Origin of the sequence: Hufsiella ginkgonis, from assembly GCF_009834915.1 — a bacterium.
Taxonomy (GTDB): Bacteria; Bacteroidota; Bacteroidia; order Sphingobacteriales; family Sphingobacteriaceae; genus Hufsiella; species Hufsiella ginkgonis.
This window is the reverse complement of record NZ_WVHS01000003.1, coordinates 252,142-272,943: the sequence shown is the minus strand read 5'-3', so window position 1 is coordinate 272,943 and position 20,802 is coordinate 252,142. Positions and strand designations below refer to the sequence as shown.

Below are 20,802 nucleotides of genomic sequence, written 5' to 3'. Positions count from 1 at the left end.
CTCAAAGTAAAGAAAAACCTTTCTTAGTTCCGCCGAAACGATAGTTTAACGATACCTCCTGGGTGGAATTGGTACCTTGCCCGAGGTTTTCGGCCCCTGCGCTAAATTGGTAGCTATAGCCTATCCCGATGTTGTTCCTGAAGATATAAGACAGGATCCCTGCCATCTCGCGGTTGCTGCCGTAGTTCACCCCGAAGCCGAGCTGCTCCTTTAAATAGGCGGTTACAGACACATCCGTGCGAAGCGGCAGGTTAGCCACATACGAGAACAATATGGCCGGTTTTAGCTTCAGGGTCGTTCCGGCATCCAGCAGGTATCCGCCCATTGCGTAATAGCCGGGCTTAAGCAGCTGAAGGTCGTTTCCTTTTTTCAGGCTGATGCGGGGTACTGACAGGCCCGCGTAAAACCTGCTCCCGTGAAGCAGCAGGCCGATCCCGGTTAACCCGGAAGTTTCGGTGGTATTTTCCCTGAACTTGGGGTCGCCGGAATCCAGTTCATTGTAATTGGCGTTAAACCTGCGCAGTCCCGCGTTTACGGAAACCGACAGACTGGTATTTTCCGCGAGACTTACCGATTTAGCAAAGAACGCCTGCGCCTCGAACTGTTTTTCGATCCCGGCTTCTTCGTTTGCTACGATCAGCCCGGCACTGCTTTTAATCGACGGCAGCCATAAGCTGCCGGTAAAAAACACGGTCGACGGCGACCCCTCGATGCCCACCCATTGCTTACGGGCGAGAGCGCTGGCGGTACCGGACTCGCCAATGGCCGCATATGCGGGGTTTAGCGGCGTCAGGTTGTTCATGTATTGGTTATAGTTGTATCCCTGCTGTGCGAGGACGGGCGCAGCCGCAAACAGGCTTACAACCAGGAAATAGGCAGATCTTATGTTAAGTTTCATGGACATTTTAATTAAACTGTTAATACCTGATCACGAAATAATTGGTTACCCGTTTTTGCTCCCCGTTGTCCTTGTATACCAACAGGCAATAGTAGGTGCCGGCAGGAAGCAGGTCATTATTATTGCCCCTCCCGGTGAACACTTTCAAGGTATTATCATAATTGGCGATATCGAACACCTTTATCCCCGCTTTGTTGAGGATGATTACCCGGTTATCGGGGAAGTTCTGGGCGCCCTCGATCATGAGGAAATCGTTAATATTGTCGCCATCGGGCGATAAAGCGCCGTGGATACGCACCAGCTCGCCACCCGCGCCAATCACGGTAACGGTTTGTGTAACCGCAGTGGCAGGAAGGTAATTGGCGTTACCCGGCTGGGTGGCGGTGATCACGGTGGTACCGATGCGAAGCGGCGTAAATAATTTAGCGGTAAGGGCGCCCGTAAGCGCATTGCTGGTTGCCAGTTCCACTGCCAGGCCGGAGCTTGCGGTTACCTGAAGCGTGGCGGCCGCCGCTCCCCGTGTAAGTACCGGCACCGCGCTGAACGAAATGGTCTGTGCGGCTTTATTTACGGTAAGCACTTGCGTGGCCGTTGGCGCGGTGGTGTAATTGGCATTAACGGTAACGCCGGCGGTAATGGTCGACGTTCCAGCACCTGTAATATGGATCTGCCCGTTTACGATCGTGGCTACGTTGGTGTTTGAGCTCGAATAGCTCACTCCATCGGCCGTGCTGGCCACCGCACCCGGTGCAAAATCGGCATCGCCGAATGTTTTGGCGGCAATCGCCCCGAAGGTAAGCGTACGCACAGCAGGAGTTACCGTTAACGTGCCATTGGTATAAGTGAACGTGTAGTTAGCGGCGGCCGCGCCCGCAGGGGTAATGGCATAGGTTCCTACTGCCGAACCTGCCGCAGCGGTTGTAGTAGCCGCAGGCTGAGTGGTTAACACCGCGCTGGTGTTGCCGTTTACAAAACCGGTAAATGTTACGGTGAATGCCGGGTTGGCTTCGCCAAACACGCGCGATTTGTCTTCGGCAGTTATGGTTAATTGTTTTTTTGCTACGGTAAGCGCCTGGGTGGCCGTAGTAGCCCGGTATCCCCCGCCGGCGGGAAACGATGCCGTGATCTCTGCAGTTCCGGCACCGGTGATGCGGATGGCGCCGTTCTCTATCACCGCTACCGCGGGATTGGCTGATGTATAGGTTGGTATCGTCCCGGCGGCAGATGTGGCAACCGGTGTGAATACCGCATCGCCAAACGTTTTAGCAGGCAGCGCAGCAAACGTAACCGCCTGGTCCTGTTCAATAATGCTGAATACAGATACGTTACCGCTGATCTCGTTGGCAATGGCGATATAAGCTTTTCCATCCGGGCTGTCTTCCTTGCGGATATAAATGACGCCTTCAGGGCCTAAATCGCCGGCCAGTGTGGTAAGCGAGCGGTTGTTCTTATAATCTACCAGTTTGGCATTGGCCGGATCGGTAATATTATACACCATCACGCCTCCTACCCTTTCCAGCGTTACAAAGGCATACGTAGCGCCGTTGATGGCGGCAACGGTTACGCCTTCTGCTTCGGGGCCTTTTGCGCGGCTGCGCGATTTGATTGCGTTCCCTTCATTATCCGCGTTAAAAATAGCCAGCTCGGGATGTCTGGAGATAAACAGTTCGAACTCATCCTTACTGTCGTACACCAACGTTTTGGTATCGGCGTCCCATATAGAGAAAGAACGGGCGCCGTTCATTACCAGTTCATCGAAGTCGCCGTCGCCGTCCGTGTCACCGTTCAGGTTAGTGATGCGCAGGCGGCCGAGGTTGTGCTCTTCTTTCAGCACCGCGGCGTTGGGGAAAACGGTAGGATCCAGTGCGGCAGCGCCTACGGTGGTCCGCTCATTCAAACCGCCATATTCTTTTTCGTCGCCTTCGTTAGCCGACACCAGGTAGGTTTTTCCATTCACAGAGAAGTTGGCGATCCCGTCGGGCATAAAGAACGATTTAACCGGGTACGAGGAAATATGGATCACACCGCTGTTATCCGAGGCATCGAAGCCGAAGGTGCCGGTATTAAAATCCTTCCGGCCAAGCGGCCATACCGCGGTGATGGTATTTGTTTCCAGGTTGATCTCGCCAATAGCGTTGTTTTCCTGTATGGTGACCCAAGCTTTTTTAGAGTCGGGCGATATGGTGATGTATTCAGGCTCAAAGTCCTGGGCCAGGGTGCTGGTCGATTTGGTTTTGCGAACGCCGGCGGCCCGCAATGCGGCTTCCTGCGCATTAAACGGGGCAAAGGAAAGCGTCGTTACTTTCGACTGGTCAACGGAGCCCAATCCGCCGGAGATGTCGATCACGCTTATCGAGCCTTCGGGATCTACCGTATAAGCGTCGTTCGGCTGGCCTTCATTGGCGGTCATGATCTTCTTGCCATCCGGGGAGAAAGTGATCATGTCAGGAAGCGCCCCCACCGTTACTTTTTTCTGAAAATCACCATTGATGTTAAAGAACACGACCGAGCCATTGTCCTGTTCGTTGGGTGCCGGACTGGCCACGGCCACCACGCCGTTTTTTACGGCCACGCTGGTAATTCCGCCATAAGGCGCCATATCGATAGATCTTACCAGGGTGATGGCGGCCGGGTTTGAGAAATCTGCGATATCGAGGCGGTCCTGGATAGCGCTGGTCATAAAGAGACGCTGGCTGGCCGCATCGTGCACCACGATCTCGGTGGTGCTGCCGGCAGTGGTATTGGGTTTAAAACTGCTTACATAATTAAGCTTGATCTCGCCGGTAGCCTGGGGCGCCTGGCGGTCGTCATCGCGGATGTACACGGTGAGGTACTGTTTCCCGCTGAGCGACAAGCCCGAAAGATCTTCGAGACTTAGCACAAAGTATTCATCGGTTTCTGCCAGGGCATCGTTCACCACCGGGATATTGATGGTTTGAACACCTGTGCTGCTGCCCGTAAAAGTGAGGGTTTGCGTGGTAAATGTGACATCCCCTGCGCTGGTATTGCTAAAAGGCGCCGGTTTAAGCACCAGTTTAACCGAAGCGGCTGCCGGGTTTTCGAGCAATAATTTCACCTGCACGCTGCCGGCATCTTCTTTTACTGATAAGAATTTATCCTGGAAACCTACCCGGGTGATATAGCTGAACGGGAAATTAAATGCGCTGAACATCGCCCGGTTTTCGGTGTCTTTTATCCCGTTCACCGCGAGCGAATAGTTAGTACCAGCTGTAAACGGCGTGGTATAGGTCAGTATCAGCGTATCGGCAACGGCGCCATTGCTGGTACGGGCTACGCTGGCCAGGCCGGCGACACCGGTGAAGTTAGCCAGGTTGGCGGCGCTTATGGGATCGAGGTCTTTATTAAATGCCAGCTGAATGGTGATTTGGGAGAGCACTTTGGCACTCACCACTGCAGGCGGGCCCGGGAAGTTGAACGCAGGCCAGGTTTGTCCGGGGGTGCCGGACGCCGTACCCGTCCAATTCGCCGGGTTCAAGATAGCAGCTTTTAACTGTGCGATAGTACCGGTTTGTGTACCATTATAATATGCGTTTACCGTATTACCGCCGGTATTACCTAGTGCAGCGCTCAGGTTTACCGACGATTGTCCGTCGACCAGTGCAGCGGGCAATTTCGAGTTGCTGCCGCTATAGCTTGTGTTGGCGGTCACCCAGGCGTTGGAGCTTAAGGCCGTAACATAAGCAGGAGCGGTTGCGGCACCTGTATAAACGATCGCCTGGTCGCCGCTCGAGCTTAACCCGAAAGGAGCGCCGCTAAGCGTACCTATATTGGTGGTCGAGGCGTCGTTCTGGATCCTGATCACGGTACCCGCCGCCACACCTGCTGCGGGTGCCGTCCACACCAGGCCGCCGGGGCCTTGTGCCGGCACGAGGTCGGTGTACTTGGCATCCGTTACGTTGATGAGCGTTCCCGGGAGGATATTCACGAGCGTGAGCAAGGCTATCTCATCGCCCATGTCGGATGCATTCATGCGGTAAGCTACCGGCACGATGTCACCGGGCTGGAATATGGTTTGTACGGCGAGCGTGGTAAAAACGGTCGGCTGAACAGCGGCGATCGCGTTGTTTGCGTTGTCCTCTACCATGTTGGCTTTCAGTGCCAGGTAATATTTTTGGTTTCCGGCAAGGGCAGCCGCGGGCACTACGGTAATCACTTTGCCCGAAATGGTGGCATCAAAAGGTACCGGCGTGCCGGCCGCATCGTTTAGTCGGAAATCGATCGCCTGGTCAACGGAGGTGTTGGTGAAGGCGCTGTTATCAATCGCCCGGACATCTTCGTTAAACGTAAGGGTCGGCTGAACGTTCGTGGCCACGTTCACCGCGTTATTCTCCGGGGAGAACGTAATCGCAGGCGGCACCAGGTCGGCGCTGCCGGCTCCAGAACCTTCTACGCTAAAGTTATCGAAGCGGTTGTTTCCTTCCAAGCCGCCGCCGCCTTGCGTAAAACCGATCCTGATCTTAAAGTTGGGATTGTTATTCGCTCCCGCGATGGCGGTGAAATCCAGCGTTTGAAGTGTCGGGTTACCGTCCACAGGCATAATGGTGGTCAGATTGGTATAGGTGGTACCGTCCAGCGAGTAATCTACCACCTGGTTGTAAGGTCCTGAACCGGAACGACGGGTGGCGTATTTTACGATGACGTCGCGGTAGCCGGTAGTTGGCACGGCAAACACCAGTTTGCCGCCTATTGGGTTATTGAAGCGGATGTGGGCGCCTGCGGCATCACCGTTGCGGGCATTGGGATTGGTAGTTTCGAACCCCTGCCCGGTGGTGTTGCTGGTGATCATAATGGCGCTGGTAAAACCGGCGTTGGTGCCAGCCAAATGGGTAATACTACCGCCGCTAACCAACGATACGTTGGGCGTTAGCAATGAGGCTTCGGTGGCCGAATTGTTAAAGTTCCAGTAGTGCAGCAGGGTATTTACCGGAACGGGTGAGCCTTCCAGCGAAAAGTTATCGAAGCGGTTGTTTCCTTCCAAGCCGCCGCCGCCTTGCGTAAAACCGATCCTGATCTTAAAGTTGGGATTGTTATTCGCTCCCGCGATGGCGGTGAAATCCAGCGTTTGAAGTGTCGGGTTACCGTCCACAGGCATAATGGTGGTCAGATTGGTATAGGTGGTACCGTCCAGCGAGTAATCTACCACCTGGTTGTAAGGTCCTGAACCGGAACGACGGGTGGCGTATTTTACGATGACGTCGCGGTAACCGGTAGTTGGCACGGCAAACACCAGTTTGCCGCCTATCGGGTTATTGAAGCGGATGTGGGCGCCTGCGGCATCACCGTTGCGGGCATTGGGATTGGTAGTTTCGAACCCCTGCCCGGTGGTGTTGCTGGTGATCATAATGGCGCTGGTAAAACCGGCATTGGTGCCAGCCAAATGGGTAATACTGCCGCCGCTAACCAACGATACGTTGGGCGTTAACAATGAAGCTTCGGTGGCCGAATTGTTAAAGTTCCAGTAGTGCAGCAACGTTTGTGCACCGGCTGCGAAGGCCAATAAGCATTGCAAGCATAAAAAGAGTAGTGTTTTCTTCATGTAATAGTGTTACTGAGGTTTTTGGTAAAGGCATACCGCAACACAGCGAGGGGTTCCGGCAACGCCGAAAGTACCCGCATCGTATTACCATGAAATAAAATGATTGTTAAGTTTTACCTACCTTTGCGGTATCCAAAAACCGTTCATGAAGAAAATCCTTGCCCTTTCTGCCGTCATTGCAGCCTTCTCATTTAGCTTACAGGCGCAGGTAAAAAAGCCTGTTGCCCGGAAGAAGCCGCTTCCGGCAAAAACCGGGGGAATGGCCGCGTCGATCGTTCGCGGGAAAGTGGTTTATACCAGCGTTTGCCTGCCCTGCCACATGGCCGACGGCGGAGGGGTGATGAACCTCAACCCGCCGCTTATAAAAACAGAATATGTGCTGGGGGATAAAACACGGCTCGTAAATATCCTGCTGAAAGGGTTTAATGAGCGCATCGAGATCGAGGAACAGCAGTACTCGAACCCTATGCCCGCTGTAGCACACCTTAGCGATACCGAAATAGCGGATGTACTTACCTATGTACGCAACAATTTCGGGAACAAGGCGCCGGCGGTATCACCGCTGGAAGTAAAGACGATCCGCGCGGCGAAATAGTGATCAACTGCCGGTAAACAGAACAGGAGCCGTACGTATAACGCAAAGCTCCTGCAAAATCAAAATAAGGAAAGTATTCTCTTAATCTTCGTACGCAGCGATATAGTTATCCGTACTTCTTTTCATGGTATAGCCAATTTTTACGAGGTGACTGATCAGCTCGGCGGGGTTATACAGTTTTTCGCTTGGCTCGAAGATGATGCGTTTTATTTTTTTGGCCGTTTCGGCTGTCATGCTTTTAATTATCTCGTATTCAGCGCCTTCGCAATCCAGTTTGAGCAACGAGCAGGTTTTTGGGCCGAGCGCCGCGAGTACTTCGTCGAGCGAAACGATGTCGATATCCACCGACTCATTGTTATCATCCTGCTTGTAGATGCTGTGTCCGCCGAGGTTCTTGGGGTTAAGGTATAATTTCTCGATGCGGGTATGTCCGCCCACACCACGCATGATCGGGTTTACATGTTTCACCTTACTCAGCAGCAGGTTGCTTACCAGCTGATCATAGTTCTGTTTAAACGGTTCGAACGAATAAACGGTCATATCGGGATACTGCTGTTTCATCCACAGGGTGAAGAGGCCGATATTGCCGCCGACGTCTATGATCGTACCGTCCTCTTCGAGCTTCATGCCCAGTTCGTAACACTTGTCTACAAATATCTCTGTGTAAATGTACAGCGTCATGAAATCGTGTACATAAAACTTACCACCTTTTTTTAAACTGAGCAGCGCCGGCGCAGGGTTTACCTTATTCACCAACTTTGTTAGCAGGAGCCACCAATACCTCCAGGAGGAGTTTAACTCGATAAAGTGTTTCTTGTAATTGGGAAAGGTAATAAACTCGTTAATGAGCCATTGGAGCTTCCAGGATCGTAGCATAAAACAAAAGTGAGAGGGTTAATTCGCAATTATAAGTATAAATCTTAATCAGCTATATAGCATTTTGCCCCAACCGGGACAAAAACCATGCCTCCTTCAGATTTACCGTTCCGGGGAAAGATCTTTCGCGAAAACGGGGGATGAAAAGGGAATTTCAGGCAACAGATTGCCCGTTTTGTGGCGTTAACGCATTTCAGGCACATCGCCCGCTATCACCAGTTTTCCGGCGGTAGCCCGTTTTATTTCGTCGACTGTTACCCCGGGAGCCCGTTCCAGTAGGAGGAACCCGCCTTGGGGAAGTACATCCAGCACGGCCAGCTCCGTAACGATCTTGCGGACACAGTTAACGCCGGTAAGCGGCAACGAGCACGAAGTGAGCAGCTTACTTTCTCCCGCCTTATTTACGTGCTGCATGGCCACGATAATATTCTTGGCTGAGGCCACCAGGTCCATCGCTCCGCCCATGCCCTTTACCATTTTACCGGGGATCTTCCAGTTCGCGATATCGCCGTTCTCTGAAACCTCCATGGCGCCAAGGATGGTGAGGTCTACTTTTTGGGAGCGGATCATCCCAAAGCTCATCGCCGAATCGAATACCGCCGAGCCGGGAAGCGTGGTGATCGTTTGTTTACCGGCATTGATGAGGTCTGCGTCCTCCTCCCCCGCCAGGGGGAAGGGCCCCATGCCCAGCAGGCCATTCTCCGATTGCAGCACCACATCCAACCCTTCGGGGATGTAATTAGCCACTAGCGTGGGGATGCCGATACCGAGATTCACATAGTAACCGTTCTTTATTTCTTTCGCGATGCGTTGGGCGATACCGTGTTTATCTAACATGTGGAGTAATGTTTAACTTGTGAGGTTGGCCGATAATTGATGAGCTATGGCTGGTTAAGGCGGGCGGTCATGACTATTCAGAACAAGCTGTCAGCTACCAGCTATTCCTAACCGTTCTCTGCTCTATTCTCTTCTCATATCCTTCTCCCTGGAAGATCCGGTGCACGTAGATGCCCGGTGTGTGTATATGATCGGGGTCCAGCGCCCCTTCTGGCACCAGCTCTTCCACTTCGGCGATGGTGATCTTGCCGGCCATAGCCATTACGGGGTTAAAGTTACGCGCGGTGAGGCGATAAACGAGGTTGCCTGCGGTATCGCCTTTCCAGGCTTTTACTAATGCAAAATCGGCCTCGAAAGCGTGCTCCACCAGGTATTCTTTTCCATTAAACACGCGTATCTCCTTTCCTTCAGCTACTTCGGTACCTACACCGGCCGGGGTAAAGATGGCGGGCATGCCATATCCGGCGGCCATACAGCGGGTAGCCAGGGTGCCCTGGGGGACCAGTTCCACCTCCAGCTCGCCGCTTAGCAGCTGACGCTCGAATTCGGCGTTTTCGCCCACATACGAGGAGATCATTTTTTTTACCTGGTGTTTATGAAGCATCAGGCCGATGCCGAAATCGTCGACACCCGCGTTATTAGAAATACAGGTCAGCTGGCTAACGCCTTTATTTACCAGGGCGGTGATGCAGTTCTCGGGGATCCCGCATAAACCGAAGCCGCCCAACATCAGCGTGGCTCCGTGGGGAATGTCGTGGATGGCTGCTTCGGCTCCGGCCACTACTTTGTTAATCATAGTTAAAATAATTGGTGGGACAAAATTAAAGGTTTCTCCCGGCGAACCATATTCCGCGTACAATTAACGGGCCCATTGATATTTAGTTTGCAGATTTACCTTTAAAATCGGACATTGAACCCTCTAAACACCTATCGGACCAACACGCGGGTATGCAGTTAACAAAACTGGAAATTAAGGGCTTTAAAAGCTTTGGGGACAAGATCACCATTAACTTCAACGAAGGCGTAACGGCCATTGTCGGGCCAAATGGATGCGGCAAGTCCAACGTGGTCGACTCCATCCGCTGGGTTTTGGGGGAACAGAGCACCCGGATGCTGCGTTCCGAGAAAATGGAGAACATCATTTTCAACGGCACCAAAAATCGTAAGCCGGCCAACCTTGCCGAAGTTTCGCTCTCGTTCGACAACACGAAAAATGTACTCCCTACCGAGTTTTCGCAGGTAACCATCACCCGCAAGCTTTACCGCAGCGGCGAAAGCGAGTACCGCCTCAACGATGTACAATGCCGGTTAAAAGACATTACCGACCTTTTCCTGGATACCGGGATCGGGTCAGACTCTTACTCGATCATCGAGCTGAAGATGATCGACGAGATCATCGCCAACAAGGAAAATTCCCGGCGCATGCTGTTCGAGGAAGCTTCCGGGATCTCGAAATACAAGCTCCGGAAGAAACAGACCTTTACCAAGCTGAAAGATACCGAGGCTGACCTGAGCCGCGTAGACGACCTGCTATTCGAGATCGGGAAGAACCTGAAGACACTGGAAGCCCAGGCTAAACGCGCAGAACGCTATCTCAGGGTGAAGGAACAATATAAGGAATTGAGCGTCATGCTCGCCTCTTTCCGCATTACGGGTTTCCGCACGCTGCTGGAAACACTGGAGCTGCAGGAACAGCAGCAGTCTGACGATAAAACCGCCCTGCTTACAGCAACCGATCAACTGGATGCGCTTCTTCAAAAACAGAAACTGGAGAGCCTAACGCTGGAAAAAAACCTGTCGGCACAGCAGAAAGCCACCAACGAGTTCGTTTCGAAGATCAGGGCTTATGAAAGCGAGAAAAAGATCAAGAACGAGCAGCTGCGCTTCCTGCGCGAAAAAGAGAACCGCCTCACAGAAGAGCTTACTACCGACCGCAACCAGCTGAACCACGTGCTGTACTCGGTAAAGCGGCTGAATGAAGAATCGGCCAGCGAGGGCGCGCTGCTCGAATCTATGGGAACGAAACTCGCGGTGGCGAAAACAGAGCTGGATGAGCTTCGCGTGCAGCAACAATCCGCACGCGCCAAAACCGACCAGGGCACGCGGGAGCATAACGAGCTGCAAAACGCCATCTATAAGCTTGAGAAAGAACTCGCGGTCCTGAACATCCAGAAGGACGCGCTCTACCAGGAAAGCAGGAGAACGACGGTGGATACCGAATCGAAAGAAACAGAGCTGAACGATTTTAATAAAGCGATCAGCGGCCTGCAGGAGATCATCGGCGACCGCGTGGAAAAACTGGAAGCCGGCAAACAGGCCGAAGAAGAGCTGCAGCGGCAGATCACCGAAACCCAGGACCTCATCGCCGAACAGAAGGAAGAACACAGCAAAGAAAGCCGCAAGCTTGACGCCAGGCAGAACGAATATAACCTCACGAAGTCGATGGTGGATAACCTGGAGGGGTTCCCCGAATCGATCCGCTTCCTGAAAAAACATACCGGCTGGGCAAAACAGGCGCCGTTGTTTTCGGACGTACTTTTTTGCCGGGAAGAATACCGCATTGCGATCGAGAACTTTCTCGAGCCCGTGATGAACCACTACGTGGTAGAGACACAAACGGAAGCCGTTCAAGCTATCCGGCTGTTAAGCGACTCGGCACGAGGCCGTGCTAATTTCTTTATACTTGAGGCTGTAAAGGTAAATCCCACGCAAAACGGGTTCCCGGAGCCGCAAGGGACTGTCCCGGCGATGTCGGTGATCGATGTAGAACAGAAATACCGTCCGCTCTGCGAGCTGCTGCTAAAACACGTCTTCCTGCTTGAAAACGACCGGGAGGAGGACCTGTTCACCGCCCTCCCGCAGGACCAGGTGGCGGTCCTCGGTAAATCCGGGAAATTCTCCAAAAGCAGGCAAACCATGTCGGGCGGATCGGTAGGGCTGTTTGAAGGAAAGCGGATCGGCCGTGCCAAAAACCTGGAGAACCTGGCTAAAGAGATCCGGACGCATGAACGCACGGTGACCGACCTGAAAAACTCGCTCGAAATTGCCGCCGAACGGGTGCTAATGCTCCGGGGCTCCACCAGGAAACAGCAGATCCAGCAGGAACAACAAGACCTGAACCGGCTGAACAACGAGCTGCTTACCGTCCAAACCAAGCAGGAACAATACGCCGCGTTTATACAGAACAGCCAGAACCGGCAGCAGGATATTGAAAGAAAGATCACATCGGTAACGGAAGAGATCACGGTTTCTGAACCGAAGCTAACGGAACTGAAGGAAAAGATCCGCGAAAAAGCTGCCGGCGTACAGGTGCTGCAGGAGAACTATGCGGAGTTGGCCGACCTGGTATCGGCCAAAGCGACCGACTACAACCAGGACAATATCCGGTTCCACCAGCAGCAGAATAAAGTATCAGGGATCGGCAAGGACCTGGAATACCGTGAAGTACAGCAGCAAACTTACGGCGCGCGCATAGCCACGAATACCGCGGAGCTCGAAAAAACACAGGTAAGCATAATCGATATCTTGAAAGACGCCGATGATTCTGACGAAGACTTACTGGCCATGTACGTGCAAAAGGAAGAACTGGAAAACGGTGTGACCGAAGCAGAGCGAACGTATTATGCCTCACGAGCCATCATCACGGAAACGGAGGAAAAGGTTACGGCGTTACGCCGCAAAAAAGAACAGGCCGACGTGCTGGCCACGGAGCTGAAGGACAAGAAATTACAGCTAAAGCTGGAATTACATGCGCTTCGCGAACGCCTTTCGGTAGAGTTCGGGATCGACATAAACGACCTGATCGACAGCCCCGTTCCGGAAAACGAGAACGAGGACGACCTGGTCGGGAAAACAGACCGTATGAAGCGGCAGCTGAACGAGTTCGGCGCCGTAAACCCGATGGCCATGGAAGCTTACCGCGAAATGAACGACCGGTACACGTTTATCACCGCCCAGAAAAATGACCTGCTCGATGCCAGGGCGTCGCTGCTGCAAACCATCAAAGAAATAGACGATACCGCCCGCGGAAAGTTTATGCAGGCATTTACCGAGGTGCGCGATAACTTCATCATCGTATTCCGTTCACTGTTTAACGAAGAAGACAGCTGCGACCTCGTGCTCTCCGACGCCGGGAACCCGCTGGAATCTGACATCGAGATCTTGGCCCGTCCAAAAGGCAAACGCCCTTTATCTATCAACCAGCTTTCGGGCGGTGAAAAAACGTTAACGGCTACGGCACTCCTCTTCTCGCTTTACCTGCTCAAACCTGCCCCCTTCTGTATCTTTGACGAGGTGGATGCCCCGCTCGACGATACCAACATCGACAAGTTCAACAACATTATCCGCAAGTTCTCCGACCGTTCCCAATTTATTATCGTATCACATAATAAGCGCACGATTGCGAGCACGGACATCATTTATGGGGTAACGATGGTAGAACAGGGAATTTCGAGGGTAGTGGCGGTGGATATGAGGGAGGTAGCATAAGTTACGTTCCTGCGAAACTTGCTAATGTAACTGCATAAAAAAAGCGATTCGGGTGATCAAATCGCTTTTTTTATCAGGGCGCCTTGCAGGAACGCCGGACGTAAAACGTATTACGCCAATACCTTCTTAACCAGTTCGGCCGCATCTTTCAGCAAGATTGCAGAATACACCTGTAAGCCGGATTCGTCGATCAGTTTCTTCGCTTCTTCGGCATTGGTGCCCTGCAGGCGAACGATGATGGGAACGGGAATATTTCCGATTTCATTGTAAGCGTCGATCACCCCCTGGGCAACACGGTCGCAACGAACGATACCGCCGAATATATTGATCAGGATCGCTTTCACGTTCGGATCTTTGAGGATGATGTTGAATGCCGCTTTAACGGTTTGCGCGTTTGCTGTACCACCTACGTCGAGGAAGTTGGCAGGCTCGCCACCGGCGATCTTGATGATGTCCATGGTAGCCATCGCCAGGCCGGCGCCGTTCACCATACAGCCTACGTTACCGTCGAGCTTCACGTAGTTCAGGTTTGACAAGCTGGCTTCTACTTCGGTCGGATCTTCCTCGGAAGTATCGCGTAAGGCGGCATAATCCGGGTGACGGAACAAACCGTTATCGTCCAGGTTTACCTTGGCGTCTACCGCCAGGATCTTGTTATCGGAGGTTTTAAGAACCGGGTTGATCTCGAACATCGAAGAATCGGTGGCTTCGTAGGCTTTGTACAGCGCAGCTACGAACCTGGTCATATCTTTGAACGCATCGCCGGAAAGGCCGAGGTTAAACGCGATCTTGCGTGCCTGGAATCCCTGTAACCCTACTTTAGGATCAATTTCTTCTTTAAAGATGAGATGTGGTGTATGTTCAGCCACTTCCTCAATGTCCATACCGCCTTCGGTAGAATACATCACGATGTTGCGCCCCGCCGCGCGGTCCATCAGCACGCTCATATAAAATTCTTTGGTTTCGCTTTCACCGGGGTAGTAAACATCCTGTGCCACGAGCACTTTATTTACTTTTTTACCTTCGGCACCGGTTTGCGGCGTGATCAGCTGCATCCCGATGATCTGCTCAGCGCGTTCCTTCACTTCATCCAGGTTCTTTGCCAGTTTTACGCCTCCGCCTTTTCCGCGTCCGCCTGCATGGATCTGCGCCTTGATCACCACCCATGACGAGTCGTAATCTTCCTTTAATTTTTTTGCCGCTTCAACCGCCTGCTCCGGTGTATCCGCAACGATCCCTTCCTGGATCCGGACCCCGAAACTCTTTAAAATAGCTTTACCCTGGTATTCGTGAATGTTCATCGCTTAGAATTTTGTGTGTAAAACTACCACTTTGGATTGAAATACGAAAGGTTGCAGGTTGGAAGTTTGAGGTTTGGCGCACTGGTTATGCTTTCAATCCCGCACCTCTACCCTCAAACCTTCCCCCGCTAACTATGTTAAAAGTTAATATCTTCGCCCCATGTTATCCGCAACCGGTATCCACAAATCCTACGGCAAGCTCGAAATCCTCAAAGGCGTTGATCTCGAAGTGGCGAAGGGCGAGATCGTAACCATCGTGGGTGCCTCCGGGGCCGGTAAAAGCACCCTGCTGCATATTATCGGCACACTTGACCGGCCCGGCTCCGGCGCAGTGAGCATTAACGGGATAAATACCGGGAAGCTCTCTGCGCGGCAATTAAGCGCTTTCCGTAACCAGCATATCGGGTTTATTTTCCAGTTTCACCACCTGCTGCCTGAGTTTACCGCCCTGGAAAACGTCTGCATCCCGGCGTATATCGCCAGGAAAAGTCAGAAAGAAGCCGCCATCCGGGCCACGGAACTGCTTAAAATGCTGGGCATGGACCACCGCGCCCATCATAAGCCGGCAGAATTATCCGGCGGGGAACAACAACGCATCGCCGTGGCGCGCGCCCTGGTGAACAATCCGCTGGTGGTGCTTGCCGATGAGCCTTCAGGGAACCTCGACTCAAACAACGCACAATCCCTGCATAATTTATTTGTAGACCTGCGGAACGAGTTTAACCAGACCTTTATTATCGTAACACACAACGAGGACCTGGCAGACCTGGCCGACAGGAAGATCGTGATGAAGGACGGGCTTATTTCGGGGATGGGAGGAACAACGGGGGGAATAAAGAATGCATAACGGGTAATCAGGAATAAATGGCGATACTGGTGACTTCGGGGACTGGTGCAGCAGCGTTTAGGGTTGAACGGTTGCTGCAAACCCGTGAAAAAGTTATTTTCGGAGACCACGAGGGGTTTCCCCTGCCGGCTTTTCCTGCCGGGAAATTCATCCGGATCCCCGGCGGGAAAAGCAATACGTTCATTCACGATCTCCTGGACCTTTGCCTGGACCTCGGCATCACGGAAGTATATGCGCTAAGGCGCGATGAGCTGACGCCGCTGGCGGAAGGGAAGCAGCTATTCCTGGAGTTCGGCATACATGTTTTTGTGCCCTCCACAGAAATTTTACAAATGCGGCTTTTAGCGGGACCTGTACCCGGAAACGATATTCAAATCAGGGAAAACGGACTTTTTGTACAAGATGCCTCAACGGGCGATTATTCGGTATTTACCGCCGATTAACAAATTCTCCCTTACATTTACCGCGCCAGAGCATATTAAATTTACCGGGATAACCGTTTTTCAATTATTCCGCTTATTTTGTGCTGATAATCGCATTAAATTTTCTTAAGAATACATGAACAAACAAAAAGAGTTATTCGGACATCCCGTTGCATTATATGTGCTTTTCTTCACAGAGATGTGGGAACGGTTCAGCTATTATGGGATGAGGGCGATCCTGATCCTGTTCCTGGTGGCTAAAGCGGATGAAGTGAACCCGGGATTCGGTTTATCGCATAGCGATGCCAAACAGATCTATGGCCTCTACACATTCCTGGTATACTTATCATCCATTCCCGGGGGAATTCTTGCGGATAAATTGTTAGGGCAGAAAAAAGCGGTCTTTCTGGGAGGCGTGCTGTTAGTGATCGGCCATTCGGTGTTGGCGATACAAGCCCCGGCCGCTTTTTATACGGGCATCGCTTTCATTATTGCCGGTGTAGGCTGCCTGAAACCCAACATCTCTTCGATGGTAGGCAGCCTGTATCCCAAGGGGGATGAACGGCGCGATAAAGGATTCAGTATTTTTTATATCGGTATCAACGTAGGCGGGTTCCTCGGGCCTTTGTTAGTGGGATATTTTGGCGAGACCTATGGCTGGCATTACGGCTTCGGATTGGCTGGCATCGGCATGGTACTCGGCCTGATCACCTTCTGGTTCAGCAAACAATATCTGGCGGGATTCGGCGAATCTATCAAATCGTTGTCTGCCGCTGAAAAAGCGGAACAGGATAAACCGCTGACTGCCATTGACCGCGACCGCATCATGGTAATGCTGCTGGCATTTTTAATGATCATTGTATTCTGGGGCGCGTTTGAACAGGCTGGCGGCCTGATGAACCTGTATGCTTCCGAAAAAACAGACCGTTCGTTGCTGGGCTGGACGGTACCCGCTTCCTGGTTTCAATCGGTTAACTCGTTCTTCATTATGATGCTGGGAGTTCCGATCGCCGCCTTCTGGTACAACTGGAAAATGAAGGGCAGGGAATCGTCGGCCATTTTAAAAATGGCGCTCGGGATCTTTATTATGGGTGCCGGGTTTATTTTCATGGGACAAGCTTCTATGCAATATGCAGCGAACGGCTCCTCTGCCATGTATTGGCTGGTGTTGGCTTACTTATTTCACACTACCGGCGAGCTTTGCGCTTCCCCGGTTGCACTTTCATATGTAACCAAGCTGGCTCCGCCAAAATATGCTTCCATTATGATGGGTCTCTATTTTGCCGCTACCGGCTTAGGCAATTACTTAGCCAGCTGGGTGGGGATCTGGTCCGAAAAGCAGGGTGAAAAGGAGATCTTCTTCGGGATCACTATCTTCTGTACCATTTTCGCCGGGCTGGTGATCTTGTTCCTGAAGCAATTAAAGAAACTTTCTCATGGCGCCGAAGATCTCTTGAAAGAACAGCCGCCCATGGCCAATACTGACCAGATCGAAATAAAACCCGTTTAGCCTCCCTGTTTGATGGATGTCGCAAAATGGACCCTTATCCTGGGCTGGGCCTTCGTGGCGCTCTGGATCCCTGTTGTAATTATCACCAACCGTAAAACGCACCCGAAAGCGTTGTTCCTGCTTTTTTTTACGGAGATGTGGGAACGGTTCAGCTATTATGGAATGCGTGCGCTGCTCACGCTGTACATGGTGAACGTCCTCTTCCTGGGCGACAAGATGGCGGATACACGGGCGCTCGGCATCTATGGTTCGTATACCGCTATGGCTTATCTTTTCCCGGTGCTTGGCGGAATGATCGCTGATAAATTTTTTGGGTATAAGAAATCGGTAGTCATTGGTGGAGTGCTTATGATGCTCGGACATTTCTGCCTGGCCATAAAAGGAAGCGAGTCCCTTTTCTTTTTGTCGCTCTCGCTCATTATCGCAGGCAATGGCTACTTTAAGCCTAATCTCGCCAGCTACCTGGGCACCTTTTACGAAAAGAACGATCCCCGAAAGGACGGCGCATTCACCATTTATTATATGGGGGTAAATATCGGCGCGTTTCTTTCCACTCTCACCTGCGGCTATGTGGGACAGCGGATCGACTGGCATTACGGTTTCGGCCTGGCCGGCATAGGTATGGCGATCGGTGTGCTTATTTTTATTTTAAGCTTTAAGGTTTTTGGCGATACGGGCAATCCGCCTGCGCCCGAAAAAAAGATCCTTGGCATAAATCCAAACTTTTTTATCGCGGGCGCCACGTTGCTGATGATCCCCTTCAGTATGTTCCTGCTAAGCATGAGCAGTGTTATGTCGACCGTGCTCGTCGCAACCGCCGCGCTTATCATCGGTTATCTTCTTTACGAGGCATTTACTTCCGAAGATAAGGTGCAAGGCCAGCGGCTTGCGGTTATCGTGGTGTTGTTCTTCTTTCACGCCGTATTCTGGATGCTTTTCGAGCAAGTGGGCGGCTCGCTTACGCTATTTACAGAACGAAATGTAGATCGTGTGGTGAACGGAAGCGAGATCCCGGCCTCGCTGTTCCAAAGCTTCAACCCGTTCTATATTATGGTGTTCGCGCCGGTATTTTCATGGATCTGGCTAAAACTCAACAAGGCAAAATCTGAACCCTCCACACCCATGAAGTTCGTGCTCGGCCTTTTCCAGGTTGGCCTGGGTTTCTTAATGATCGTGATCGGGGGGAAATTCTTCGCAAGTCCGGGCGGGCTTATACCCATCGCGTTCGTCGCGCTGTTATACCTGTTTAACACCACCGGGGAGCTTTCTTTGTCCCCGGTAGGGCTGTCGATGATCACCAAGCTTTCACCCGGCAAGATCGTAGCGTTTGTAATGGGCGCCTGGTATCTTTCTATCGCCCTTGGCAATAAGATGGCGGGCGTGATCGGGGCGCTTACTTCGGAAGGCGGTACGGCTTCGTTAACTACGCAGCAGATGCTCACACAATCGGTTTCAACCTACCTGGTTTGGGGTGTAGGCGTGGTTTGGGCTGCGGCGCTGATCCTGTTGCTGTTCGTTCCGAAGTTAAATAAATGGATGAACGGAATCCATTAAAGCCTATCTTCGCTCTCTTAAAAAACATTGAAGTGCTAGCAGACAGTATTGTTCTGATCCCGACCTATAATGAAAAGGAAAATATCGAACGCATCATTCGTAAGGTATTCTCCCTGCCCCATCCTTTTCATATATTGGTGATAGACGACGGATCGCCGGACGGCACAGGCCTCATCGTAAAAAGCCTTCAATCCGGGTTCCCGGACCGGCTGCACATTGAAGAACGCAAAGGAAAATCTGGCTTAGGGACCGCTTACATCCACGGATTCCGGTGGGCGTTGGCGAGACCTTATGAATACGTCTTCGAAATGGATGCCGATTTTTCGCATAACCCGGAAGATCTTTTAAAGTTGTACCATGCTTGTAAAGACGGTGCTGACGTGGCGATCGGGTCCCGTTATATTAAAGGTGTGAACGTGGTGAACTGGCCGATGAACCGGGTGCTGATGTCGTACTTCGCGTCGATGTATGTGCGGATCGTTACGCGGATCGATATCCGCGATGCCACGGCGGGCTTCAAATGCTACCGCAGGCGCGTGCTCGAAACCATCAACCTCGACAAGATCAAATTTGTAGGCTACGCTTTCCAGATCGAAATGAAATTTACCGCCATTAAGCACGGCTTCAAGGTAGTAGAAGTCCCCATCATCTTCACCGACCGTACCGAAGGTACCTCCAAGATGAGCACAAGGATCTTCCGGGAAGCCTTCCTGGGCGTGATCCAGATGAAAGTATGGAGCTGGTTCAGGAGGTACGAGCAGGTTTGAAGCTGGAGAACCTTCATCTCATTTCGTATATTAGCCCCCCTATGAACGAACATCTCGATCCGCAGCCTGAGCGGCTTTCGAACGCTGAGCGTGAGATTGAAAAGGTACTGCGCCCCCAGGTTTTCGAGGATTTTACCGGGCAATTCAAGATCCTGGAGAACCTTCGCATATTTGTGCAGGCGGCAAAGCTTAGAGGAGAAGCGCTGGACCATGTACTGCTTCACGGCCCCCCGGGATTGGGGAAAACGACCCTGTCTAATATCATCGCCAATGAAATGGGGGTAAATATTAAGATCACTTCCGGCCCTGTGCTGGATAAACCCGGTGATCTTGCAGGCTTATTAACTAACCTGGAGGCGGGCGACGTACTGTTTATCGACGAGATCCATCGGCTAAGCCCGCTGGTGGAGGAATATCTTTACTCGGCGATGGAAGATTTCAAGATCGACATCATGCTCGAAACAGGTCCCAATGCCCGTTCCGTGCAATTATCGCTGAACCCTTTTACGCTGATCGGCGCCACCACACGTTCAGGCTTGCTAACCGCTCCTCTACGCGCACGTTTCGGGATCAATTCCCGCCTGGAGTACTATGACGCCAAATTGTTAACCACCATCGTGCTCCGCTCATCGGCCATCCTTCGCACGCCTATCAGCGATGAGGCCGCCTATGAAATAGCGCGCAGAAGCCGTGGCACTCCGCGTATCGCCAATGCGCTGTTACGGCGTACCCGCGATTTCGCCCAGATTAAAGGTACCGGCACCATCGACACCGGTATTGCTAAATTCGCGCTCAATGCGCTGAATGTCGATGAACATGGCCTCGACGAGATGGACAATAAGATCCTGGTCACCATCATCGATAAATTTAAAGGCGGCCCGGTGGGGTTAAAAACCATTGCTACCGCGGTAGGCGAAGATGAAGGTACTATCGAGGAAGTGTATGAACCGTTCCTGATCCAGGAGGGCTACCTGATGCGGACATCGAGAGGCAGGGAATGTACGGAGATCGCGTACAGGCATCTGGGTAGGCTGAAGACGGGGGGAGGAACGCTGTTTTAGCTGAATTCTGTCTCGTCCTCCTCCGGCCTGAGGCCGCATGGCGGGGGGAGGAAACAAAAAGGGAGAACCGTTTTATCAACGATTCTCCC

Annotated in this window: 14 protein-coding genes; 8 read left to right on the top strand and 6 right to left on the bottom strand. The window is 52.1% G+C overall.

Annotated features, from left to right (window positions below; all coding sequences use genetic code 11):
• Position 1: 1 nt before the first annotated feature.
• Both GS398_RS13610 and GS398_RS13605 read right to left on the bottom strand, forming a co-directional pair.
• Positions 2–898 carry a PorP/SprF family type IX secretion system membrane protein gene (locus GS398_RS13610; RefSeq protein WP_160907352.1) on the bottom strand — a complete coding sequence of 299 codons (897 nt, stop codon included), beginning with the start codon at positions 896–898 and terminating at the stop codon, positions 2–4.
• A gap of 19 nt (positions 899–917) precedes the next feature.
• Positions 918–6,455 carry a choice-of-anchor I family protein gene (locus GS398_RS13605; protein WP_160907351.1) on the bottom strand — a complete coding sequence of 1,846 codons (5,538 nt, stop codon included), beginning with the start codon at positions 6,453–6,455 and terminating at the stop codon, positions 918–920.
• Between the two features lie 145 nt (positions 6,456–6,600).
• Between GS398_RS13605 and GS398_RS13600 the strand changes: the two genes are divergently transcribed.
• Positions 6,601–7,050 carry a c-type cytochrome gene (locus GS398_RS13600; protein ID WP_160907350.1) on the top strand — a complete coding sequence of 150 codons (450 nt, stop codon included), beginning with the start codon at positions 6,601–6,603 and terminating at the stop codon, positions 7,048–7,050.
• A gap of 81 nt (positions 7,051–7,131) precedes the next feature.
• Here GS398_RS13600 and GS398_RS13595 read toward each other — a convergent pair whose 3' ends face one another.
• The 3 genes from GS398_RS13595 to GS398_RS13585 all read right to left on the bottom strand — a co-directional run bounded on the left by GS398_RS13595 (position 7,132) and on the right by GS398_RS13585 (position 9,559).
• Positions 7,132–7,926, bottom strand: coding sequence for an FkbM family methyltransferase (locus GS398_RS13595; protein WP_160907349.1), 795 nt, complete (start codon positions 7,924–7,926; stop codon positions 7,132–7,134).
• A gap of 183 nt (positions 7,927–8,109) precedes the next feature.
• The gene (locus GS398_RS13590) at positions 8,110–8,763 is read right to left on the bottom strand and encodes a 3-oxoacid CoA-transferase subunit B (RefSeq protein ID WP_160907348.1); all 654 of its coding nucleotides are present in this window, start codon (positions 8,761–8,763) and stop codon (positions 8,110–8,112) included.
• Positions 8,764–8,857: 94 nt separating this feature from the next.
• Positions 8,858–9,559, bottom strand: a complete 702-nt coding sequence (locus tag GS398_RS13585) for a CoA transferase subunit A (protein ID WP_160907347.1) — start codon at positions 9,557–9,559, stop codon at positions 8,858–8,860.
• Between the two features lie 152 nt (positions 9,560–9,711).
• Between GS398_RS13585 and smc the strand changes: the two genes are divergently transcribed.
• Positions 9,712–13,251 carry a chromosome segregation protein SMC gene (smc, locus tag GS398_RS13580; RefSeq protein ID WP_160907346.1) on the top strand — a complete coding sequence of 1,180 codons (3,540 nt, stop codon included), beginning with the start codon at positions 9,712–9,714 and terminating at the stop codon, positions 13,249–13,251.
• A gap of 110 nt (positions 13,252–13,361) precedes the next feature.
• Here smc and sucC read toward each other — a convergent pair whose 3' ends face one another.
• Positions 13,362–14,552, bottom strand: coding sequence for an ADP-forming succinate--CoA ligase subunit beta (gene sucC / locus GS398_RS13575; RefSeq protein WP_160907345.1), 1,191 nt, complete (start codon positions 14,550–14,552; stop codon positions 13,362–13,364).
• 160 nt (positions 14,553–14,712) lie between these two features.
• Here sucC and GS398_RS13570 point away from each other — a divergent pair, with 160 nt between their 5' ends.
• From GS398_RS13570 to ruvB, 6 genes are all read left to right on the top strand, one after another.
• Positions 14,713–15,399 carry an ABC transporter ATP-binding protein gene (locus GS398_RS13570; protein WP_160907344.1) on the top strand — a complete coding sequence of 229 codons (687 nt, stop codon included), beginning with the start codon at positions 14,713–14,715 and terminating at the stop codon, positions 15,397–15,399.
• Positions 15,400–15,416: 17 nt separating this feature from the next.
• Positions 15,417–15,842: a hypothetical protein gene (locus tag GS398_RS13565; RefSeq protein ID WP_160907343.1), complete on the top strand. Its 426-nt coding sequence runs from the start codon at positions 15,417–15,419 to the stop codon at positions 15,840–15,842.
• 115 nt (positions 15,843–15,957) lie between these two features.
• On the top strand, positions 15,958–17,331 hold the full coding sequence (locus GS398_RS13560; RefSeq protein WP_160907342.1) for a peptide MFS transporter: 1,374 nt from the start codon (positions 15,958–15,960) through the stop codon (positions 17,329–17,331).
• 12 nt (positions 17,332–17,343) lie between these two features.
• Positions 17,344–18,885, top strand: a complete 1,542-nt coding sequence (locus GS398_RS13555) for a peptide MFS transporter (protein WP_160907341.1) — start codon at positions 17,344–17,346, stop codon at positions 18,883–18,885.
• Positions 18,864–19,652 carry a polyprenol monophosphomannose synthase gene (locus GS398_RS13550; protein WP_160907340.1) on the top strand — a complete coding sequence of 263 codons (789 nt, stop codon included), beginning with the start codon at positions 18,864–18,866 and terminating at the stop codon, positions 19,650–19,652. Before GS398_RS13555 ends, GS398_RS13550 begins: the two co-directional genes overlap by 22 nt.
• Before the next feature lie 41 nt (positions 19,653–19,693).
• Positions 19,694–20,713 (top strand): Holliday junction branch migration DNA helicase RuvB, encoded by a 1,020-nt coding sequence (gene ruvB, locus GS398_RS13545; RefSeq protein WP_160907339.1) that lies wholly within the window; start codon positions 19,694–19,696, stop codon positions 20,711–20,713.
• Positions 20,714–20,802: the final 89 nt, after the last annotated feature.

What these genes read in the sequence shown, in the direction of transcription:
- GS398_RS13565 (WP_160907343.1), top strand. Translation starts at nt 15,417, where the DNA reads ATGGCGATACTGGTGACTTCGGGGACTGGTGCAGCAGCGTTTAGGGTT.
- GS398_RS13555 (WP_160907341.1), top strand. Translation starts at nt 17,344, where the DNA reads ATGGATGTCGCAAAATGGACCCTTATCCTGGGCTGGGCCTTCGTGGCG.
- GS398_RS13610 (WP_160907352.1), bottom strand. Translation starts at nt 898, where the DNA reads ATGAAACTTAACATAAGATCTGCCTATTTCCTGGTTGTAAGCCTGTTT.
- GS398_RS13560 (WP_160907342.1), top strand. Translation starts at nt 15,958, where the DNA reads ATGAACAAACAAAAAGAGTTATTCGGACATCCCGTTGCATTATATGTG.
- GS398_RS13570 (WP_160907344.1), top strand. Translation starts at nt 14,713, where the DNA reads ATGTTATCCGCAACCGGTATCCACAAATCCTACGGCAAGCTCGAAATC.
- GS398_RS13585 (WP_160907347.1), bottom strand. Translation starts at nt 9,559, where the DNA reads ATGATTAACAAAGTAGTGGCCGGAGCCGAAGCAGCCATCCACGACATT.
- GS398_RS13605 (WP_160907351.1), bottom strand. Translation starts at nt 6,455, where the DNA reads ATGAAGAAAACACTACTCTTTTTATGCTTGCAATGCTTATTGGCCTTC.
- ruvB (WP_160907339.1), top strand. Translation starts at nt 19,694, where the DNA reads ATGAACGAACATCTCGATCCGCAGCCTGAGCGGCTTTCGAACGCTGAG.
- GS398_RS13600 (WP_160907350.1), top strand. Translation starts at nt 6,601, where the DNA reads ATGAAGAAAATCCTTGCCCTTTCTGCCGTCATTGCAGCCTTCTCATTT.
- GS398_RS13595 (WP_160907349.1), bottom strand. Translation starts at nt 7,926, where the DNA reads ATGCTACGATCCTGGAAGCTCCAATGGCTCATTAACGAGTTTATTACC.
- sucC (WP_160907345.1), bottom strand. Translation starts at nt 14,552, where the DNA reads ATGAACATTCACGAATACCAGGGTAAAGCTATTTTAAAGAGTTTCGGG.
- GS398_RS13590 (WP_160907348.1), bottom strand. Translation starts at nt 8,763, where the DNA reads ATGTTAGATAAACACGGTATCGCCCAACGCATCGCGAAAGAAATAAAG.
- GS398_RS13550 (WP_160907340.1), top strand. Translation starts at nt 18,864, where the DNA reads ATGGATGAACGGAATCCATTAAAGCCTATCTTCGCTCTCTTAAAAAAC.
- smc (WP_160907346.1), top strand. Translation starts at nt 9,712, where the DNA reads ATGCAGTTAACAAAACTGGAAATTAAGGGCTTTAAAAGCTTTGGGGAC.